A 7,606-nucleotide genomic window follows, 5' to 3' on the forward strand; every position below is an offset into this window, starting at 1 on the left:
AATTGTGGGTCAACAATCGCAACATCAGGTGTCAAAGCGTAGTCAGCCAATGGGTACTTAACATGCGTCTTTGAGTCGGTGATAACAGCAAATGGTGTCACTTCCGAACCAGTTCCTGAAGTTGTTGGGATCGCAATCATTTGAGCCTTCTTAGGCTTGTTGAAGCGATATGCCCGCTTTCTGATATCGATGAATTTCTGCTTAGCACCGAAGAAGCTGGTCTTAGGGTCTTCGTAGAATAACCACATGTTCTTGGCAGCGTCCAATGGAGAACCACCACCCAAGGCGATGATTGTATCAGGCTTGAACGCGTTCATTTGACGAACCCCTTTTTCAACCGTATCAGTGGTTGGATCAGGTTCAACACCTGAGAACAGTGAATATTCGATTTCATTAGGACGACGCTTCAATTCGTCAAGCACCTTGTCAACGTAACCGAACTCAACCATTTCTGGGCTGGTTACGATGAATACCTTGTTAATGCCAGGCATATCCATGAGGTAACGAACAGAAGTCTTTTCAAAGTAAACTCGTGGTAACTTAATCCATTGCATATTATTTCGTCTCTTTGCGATAGTTTTGACGTTCAACAGGTCATAGTCGGTAACGTTATGAGAAATCGAGTTGGCTCCCCATGAACCGGTACCTAATGTCAATGATGGTGTCATTTCGTTGTAAAGGTTACCGATACCACCAAAGCCACCTGGTGTGTTGACCAGAACACGGGCTGCTTTCATTTGTTTACCAAATTCAAGTGCCAAGTCGTCGTCCAAAGTTTGGATGCCGGCCGTGTGACCCATTCCACCGAAGTGAAGTAATTCGTCACAGATCTTGAATCCTTCTTCATGGTTCTTAGCCTTGTAAATGCTGATGACCGGGCTGAGCTTTTCAGCTGACAATGGGTACTTAGGACCAACGCCAGTAATTTCAGCGGCTAATACTTTAGTGTTGTCAGGAACTTTGATGCCGGCTAATTTAGCGATTCCTTTGGCTGATTTACCAGCGATAGGACCTTTAACACCACCGGTCTTAGGGTTGAACATTGCTTCTGCCAACTTGTCCTGGTCCTTCTTTTCGACAAAGAAGACACCGTTCTTAACTAATTCCTTCTTAACTTCAGCATAGATATCGGTATCAATAACCGCACTGTTTTCGGTGGCACAAATCATTCCGTTATCAAAGGTCTTTGAGAGAACCAAATCGTTTACGGCACGCAGGATGTTTGCAGTCTTTTCAATATAGACAGGACCGTTACCAGGACCAACACCTAAAGCAGGCTTTCCAGTTGAGTAAGCAGCTTTAACCATGCCTGGGCCACCAGTAGCAAGCGTACTTGCAACACCTGGGTGGTTGATCAATTTAGTGGTTGCTTCAATACTTGGTTCTTCAATCCATTGAATACAGCCTTCAGGAGCACCGGCAGCAATCGCAGCGTCACGAACAATTTTTGCGGCAGCGATTGATGACTTCAATGCTTGTGGATGGAAACTGAAGATAATTGGGTTTCGAGTCTTCATTGAAATAATTGATTTGAACAAAGTCGTTGAAGTTGGGTTGGTAACTGGGGTAATTCCAGCCAGAACACCCAGAGGTTCAGCAACCGTAATCAGTTGACGTTCTTTGTCATCCTTGATCACACCAACAGTCTTGTGGTCGCGAATACTGTGCCAAACTTCTTCAGTGGCGTACATATTCTTAATTGCCTTGTCTTCAGCAACACCACGGCCGGTTTCTTCATAAGCCATGATGGCAAGATCCATATGCTTGTCTTGGCCGGCCATTACCATTTGGTGGGTAATGTGGTCAACTTTTTTCTGGTCAAATGAGTCCATAATTTCAAGTGCCTTTTGGGCCTTTGAAACTAATCCATTAATGACAGTATCGACATCAGTTGTGACGTCCTTCTGTTGCTTTGTTTCTTTTGCTTTATTATCAATCATTGATTTTCCTCCAATGAAAAGTTTGTAGGTTGTTTGTTTGTTATCAATTTCACAAGATTAATCATATCACGTATTTTTCAAATGTAAACAGTTTTGTTCAAAAAATCACAATTTATTTTTTGTAAGCGATTGCAGGCTGATGTAACAGCAAACAAAATAAAAAGGACTTGTTAAACAAGCCCTTTTATATGAAAGCGGTTCCATTATTTATGTGTGAAACATTTCACGACATTCAACTTTTACTTGGTAATTTTAGTCAATGGCTTTTGAATGATCTGCAGGAGCTTTTCTGACTGAATCCGGTCAATAATGACATTAACGGCCACCTGCATAAATTTGTCATTTAGATTCTTCTCTTCCAGCGCCCGGCTGTTTCGGCTGTCCATATTCTTAAATGAAAATAATAAGCGTTTGATGAACGTGTCGTAGGCTTGCTGCGGATAAATGTTGGCAGTAACCTGATCGATGCCGTGACGAATTGTCTCTAGCGAAAATGCCGGTTTTAGCAAGCTAATCAAAATCACGTCGGCCACCTGCATGGTTTGATACTTTTTCTTAACCGGCGCCATGATCGCCTTATTTTTAACGTAATTATTGATCATCGCAGGAGTGACTCTATCAATCCCAATGGGCCCCAGCGTCTCGTTAACCAGAGCGACGAGTTGATCCATGTACAATTCAAATTTGGGTAAATCTGCCCACAGTGGCAACTCCACCATCTTGAGCTTTTGCTCCCACTGTTCGTATTGTTCTTCGTTATTGTTCATGTTATCACTCCTTTGTATCTATTATACCACGTTAGCTAGTGTGAGGGTCTAGATGAAATCTAGAGTGTGACGAGACCCGGGAGATGCGGTTTCTAAGGGGAAATGGGTTTAAACCCTGATTCTGGGTTTGAATCCATTTCCCCTTAGAAGTTAGCATCTGGGTCGTCGGAACACGTTTTCGACTATAGACAATCCAACCTCAACCCCCCCTCCAAAACCCACTACCCAAAAAAACGACCCGAACCACCCGTCCAAGTCGTTAAAACCTTCATTCAATTATTTCGCACTGGCCTGTCGCTTTTTCTCTCGCCGATCCAGCACGCGGGCGATCACACCCTGCATAAAAATGTACAACGGATAAGCAGTCGCAATCAGTGGGACTGCGTAAAGCCAGATATCCTTATTGAAGAAAGAGACCAATGAAAAGACGTTATTAAAGAAAATGATAATCAATAAAAACGCCGCTAGTACCAAGACATCCATGCCAATTTTTAGCCGGTTCATCGGTCTCGAAACCATCAAAAGTGCCAGCCAGCAGATTGCGCCAGTCAAAAGAACACACAGTGTCGAGGTGAACTCGTATTTTAATCCAAAGACCAAACCAATGACTTCAATTATCATGATATAGCCAACAATGCAGACTGCTGCAGGCGTCGAAATAACCAGCACCTGTTTCATAAACTGATTGGTAATTTTATTAAAATTAGGCTCCAACGCCAAGAAGAACGATGGAATTCCCACCATCAGCGACGTAATTGGTGTCAATTGGATGGGTTCAAATGGATAACCCATCGCAAAGAAAACAAAGATAAACGAGAGGGCAACCGAATACATGGTCTTAATTAGATACATTGACGCAACCCGCTCGATGTTATTGATAACCCGACGTCCTTCTTTCAAAACGTCGATCATGGCATCAAAGTTGGAATTGATTAAGACAAAGTCAGCGATACTTTTAGTACTTTCACTCCCAGAAGCCATGGCAATCCCACAGTCAGCCTGTCGCAGCGCCAACAAATCATTAACCCCGTCTCCAGTCATTGCGACCGTGTGCTTCCGTTCTTGAAGCCCGCTAATCAGCCGCTTCTTCTGGTCAGGTGTCACACGACCAAAGACGGTGTTTTGAGCCGCAATCTCGCCGAAATCATCATCATCTTGAACAGTGGTCATATCAATGCTGTTTTGCGCGCGATTAATCCCAGCCTGAGTGGCAATCGTTGAGACTGTCGTCGGGTCATCACCTGAAATCACCTTAATGTCGACGTCTTGATTATGGAAATACTGGAACGTGTTCGCTGCATTAGGTCGAATCACATCTGAAATTAAAATAAGGCCAATCAGCGTTGGTGAATTAAGCGGCTTTCTGGGATCCAGATTATCCACCTGGGCAACTGCCAGCACCCGGTAACCTAACTCGGCGTTCTTGGTAATTTGGGACTGAACTGACGGAGACAATTCTTTAAAGATGAATTGCGGCGCGCCAAACACATAGTCGTGACCGTCGCTAAATCCGACGCCACTCCACTTTCTTTCTGATGAAAATGGGATAATCTTTTCGGTTTTAAGTTGTGGATCGTCAATCGCGTCTTTGATTGCGTTGGCCGTTTCGTTGCCGTCACCTGTCCCATAAGTGATTCCGGCGACAACTTTTTCAACCTCGGCAGCCGGGACATCCTTCATCATCGGAATGGCTTTGACGAACTTCAAGTCGCCGCTGGTAATTGTCCCCGTCTTATCCAGACAAATCACGTCAACCCGGGCTAATGTTTCAATTGCAGGCAAATCTCTAACCAGGGTCTTTTTTCGGGCCAAATGCATAGCAGAAACGGCCAGTGTCATGGATGTTAACAACACCAAGCCTTCCGGAATCATCCCAATCATGGCAGCTGCCGAGCCTAAAATCGCCCGGTTAATTCCAGTTCCACCATATAATTTGGCAACAAATAAGATAATCCCCAAAGGAATAATGACGTAGGTCAACACCTTAATGATTCGGTTAATGGTGTTCAGCAGAATACTTGACGTATCTTTGCCCTGTTTAGCTTCATTGGATAAATGGTTAACAAACGTATCCGCGCCGACCTTTGTGACCAGCATTTTACCAGACCCGCCAATTAAATAAGTTCCGGATGTCAACGGATCACCAATCGCTTTTGAAATCGTTGACGACTCACCGGTAATCGGCGACTCGTCGACTTCAATTCCTCGGGAGCGAACAACTTCACCATCGACCGGGATTTGGTCGCCACGCCCCAACTGAATGATATCGCCCAAGACAATGTCTTCTGGCCGCAGCTGGACATCTTCGCCATTTCGAACCACATTAATTTTACCTTCGGCCAGCAGCACCATTTTGTCGACTTGGCGTTTCGACCGGATTTCTTGAATGATTCCAATTGCGGTGTTAAAAAAGGCAATCCCCAAAAATAGCAGGTTTTTGTAGCTGCCAGTATAAAAGACTAACCCCCCAAGAACCACGTTAATTAAATTAAAGAGCGTAAAAATATTATCCTGCAAGATCTCTCGCACGCTTCGTGTCAGGGATTGCTCCGCGGTATTTTTATGACCACTCTTAATTTGGGCCTGAACTTGCGCATCAGTCAGCCCCAAATCGGGATTCACGTTGGAAATGTTGCCATCTGCCATCAGTTAACACCTCACTTACGATAATTGTACAAAATATACCGGAAAAATCACATTGATTTGTGTTACCAATCCCAATTTTATACGATTCTTATTGATTTTAACTAAAATTCAAACGATTTTATCAACACGGCATATGCTAAAATGGATCTAAATAACTCCGAGGGGGTACCGAAATGTTTCAAGTAGATAAGAGTACTTATAAATTGGCGGATGGCCACGAGATGCCGATGATGGGATTTGGCACCTACAAATTGGACAATCCCGACCTGATGAACAAAACCATTGCGACGGCCTACGAAAGCGGCTATCGGATGTTTGACACCGCTCAATACTATCGCAACGAAAAAATGCTGGGCGACGCCATTCGAAATGTTGCCAACCGTGACGATGTCTTCATTATCGACAAAGTCACCGAGATGAACCAGGGCCACGATCTCACCATTAATAGTACCGATTTCTCCCTGCAGCAGCTAGGGACCGATTACGTTGACCTGCTATTGGTCCACTGGCCGGTTGCCGAACACTTTTTTGAGACTTGGCATGCCTTAGAGGAACTTAAGAAACAGGGAAAAGCCAAATCAATTGGGGTCAGCAACTTTACACAATCTCAACTGGAACTATTAAAAACCCAGGCAGATGAAATGCCGGTGGTCAACCAGATCGAAACTCATCCTTACTTGACTCAACAACCAATGATTGCGTTTGATAAAAAAATGTCAATTATCACCCAAGCCTGGAGTCCATTAGGCAGAGGTGCCGTCTTAGATAACCCGATGCTTGCAAAAATGGCCAAACATCACGGTAAAACGCCAGCACAAATCATCCTAAGATGGGACATTCAAAGAGGCATCTCCATTATTCCAAAGTCGCAAACGCCAGAGAGAATTAAAGAAAATACCGAGTTGGACTTTGAATTGAGTGATGACGAAATGAGTATGCTTAACGTCATGAACAAGTTCCAACGGACTGGAAATGAGCCTGAGCTCGTGTACGAATTAGGCAAACGGTACTAACCGCAACGGCATAGGCTAAAACTAATTGATTTTGAAGGGAGTGACCCTATGGACCTAGGACAACTAACCAGCCAAATCGTTTTGATGTTTGTTCTCATGCTAATTGGTGTTCTGATTAATAAGCTGGGGTTCATGCATCCCCAAACATCAAATGACCTGACAAATATTTTATTGTATATCGTCTCACCCTGCCTCATCATTGGGGCATTTGAGCGATCTTATTCTCCAAGTCGTCTGAAACAATTGATGCTGGTCGTAATCGGCATCGTTGTTTTTTACATAATTGAAATTATTGTCGCCAAATTTACTTTTGGCCGACTAAGTAACATTAACCTCCAAAGAATTACCCAGTATGGCAGCATCTATTCAAATGCCGGCTTCATGGGCATCCCGTTAACCAGTGCTCTTTTTGGCAACGCCGGCGTTTTCTTCGCAGTGGCGTCCTTAGCCGGGTTCAACGTGTTTAGCTGGACACACGGCGTTTCTTTGTTTAAGAATCCCAAGCAAACCACCGATCACTGGCAAAATTTCCGTGAGATTATCATGAATCCAAATATTATTGCCATTTTTCTAGGACTATTGATTTTTCTGTTTTCGTTTCACATGCCAGCCCCCGTTGATCGGGTCATCCACTACGTCAGTTCAATCAATACGCCATTGTCGATGATTGTCATCGGCAATAGTCTGGGCAACATTCGCATCAGCCGGCAATTAATCGACTGGCACTTGTGGCTGGCACTTTTCTTCAGAAATCTATTATTCCCAATTTTGTCAATTTTCGTTCTTCAAGCACTGGGTGTCTCCGGGGTCGCGCTCTATACAACCGTCCTCATGGCAGCTTGCCCCGCAGCAGGATTAGTCGTTTTATTCACGCTGCAGGCCTATGGCGATACCAGTCCGGCAGTCGCACTGATGAGCCTGTCAACGATTTTGAGCTTGGCGACAATTCCGCTGGTGTTTGCGCTGATGATGGCACTTTAAAATAAATCAAAAAACAGGGTAAAAGACCAACCACCAAAGTGGTCGTCTTTTATCCTGTTTATTCTTGGCAATGCCCGCAATCTTAACTGGATTGTTTGATCGCCAATGTTCAACTGTCTAAGGATTAACGGACAATTTTTTCATCCAAGACTTCTGCCAGCTTCTTTAAAGCTTCGTCACGAGTCTTAAGCACATCCATGTTCCAAATGATTGTGTCAATGTCGCCACCAGCATAGTCAAATTTTTCATAATAGATGTA

5 protein-coding genes are annotated in these 7,606 nt (G+C 44.0%); 2 read left to right on the plus strand and 3 right to left on the minus strand.

What is annotated here, in order from left to right:
- The 3 genes from adhE to AB3112_RS06425 form a co-directional block, all read right to left on the minus strand.
- On the minus strand, positions 1–1,940 hold a 1,940-nt coding region (gene adhE, locus AB3112_RS06415; protein WP_367334133.1), incomplete at its 3' end, for a bifunctional acetaldehyde-CoA/alcohol dehydrogenase.
- 239 nt (positions 1,941–2,179) lie between these two features.
- The gene (locus AB3112_RS06420; protein WP_057909002.1) at positions 2,180–2,707 is read right to left on the minus strand and encodes a DUF1836 domain-containing protein; all 528 of its coding nucleotides are present in this window, start codon (positions 2,705–2,707) and stop codon (positions 2,180–2,182) included.
- 276 nt (positions 2,708–2,983) lie between these two features.
- Complete coding sequence (locus AB3112_RS06425) at positions 2,984–5,353, minus strand: cation-translocating P-type ATPase (protein WP_084974107.1); 2,370 nt, start codon at positions 5,351–5,353, stop codon at positions 2,984–2,986.
- A gap of 173 nt (positions 5,354–5,526) precedes the next feature.
- On the opposite strand from AB3112_RS06425, the gene AB3112_RS06430 reads away from it, so the two are divergent.
- Complete coding sequence (locus AB3112_RS06430) at positions 5,527–6,366, plus strand: aldo/keto reductase (protein ID WP_367334134.1); 840 nt, start codon at positions 5,527–5,529, stop codon at positions 6,364–6,366.
- A gap of 48 nt (positions 6,367–6,414) precedes the next feature.
- The gene (locus AB3112_RS06435; protein WP_367334135.1) at positions 6,415–7,347 is read left to right on the plus strand and encodes an AEC family transporter; all 933 of its coding nucleotides are present in this window, start codon (positions 6,415–6,417) and stop codon (positions 7,345–7,347) included.
- The last annotated feature ends 259 nt before the right edge of the window (positions 7,348–7,606 follow it).

The organism is Lentilactobacillus sp., from assembly GCF_040773105.1.
Lineage (GTDB): Bacteria > Bacillota > Bacilli > Lactobacillales > Lactobacillaceae > Lentilactobacillus > Lentilactobacillus parabuchneri.

Bases quoted from the DNA above. Each gene is read 5' to 3' on its own strand.
- AB3112_RS06420 (WP_057909002.1), bottom strand. From the start codon at position 2,707: ATGAACAATAACGAAGAACAATACGAACAGTGGGAGCAAAAGCTCAAG.
- AB3112_RS06435 (WP_367334135.1), top strand. From the start codon at position 6,415: ATGGACCTAGGACAACTAACCAGCCAAATCGTTTTGATGTTTGTTCTC.
- AB3112_RS06425 (WP_084974107.1), bottom strand. From the start codon at position 5,353: ATGGCAGATGGCAACATTTCCAACGTGAATCCCGATTTGGGGCTGACT.
- AB3112_RS06430 (WP_367334134.1), top strand. From the start codon at position 5,527: ATGTTTCAAGTAGATAAGAGTACTTATAAATTGGCGGATGGCCACGAG.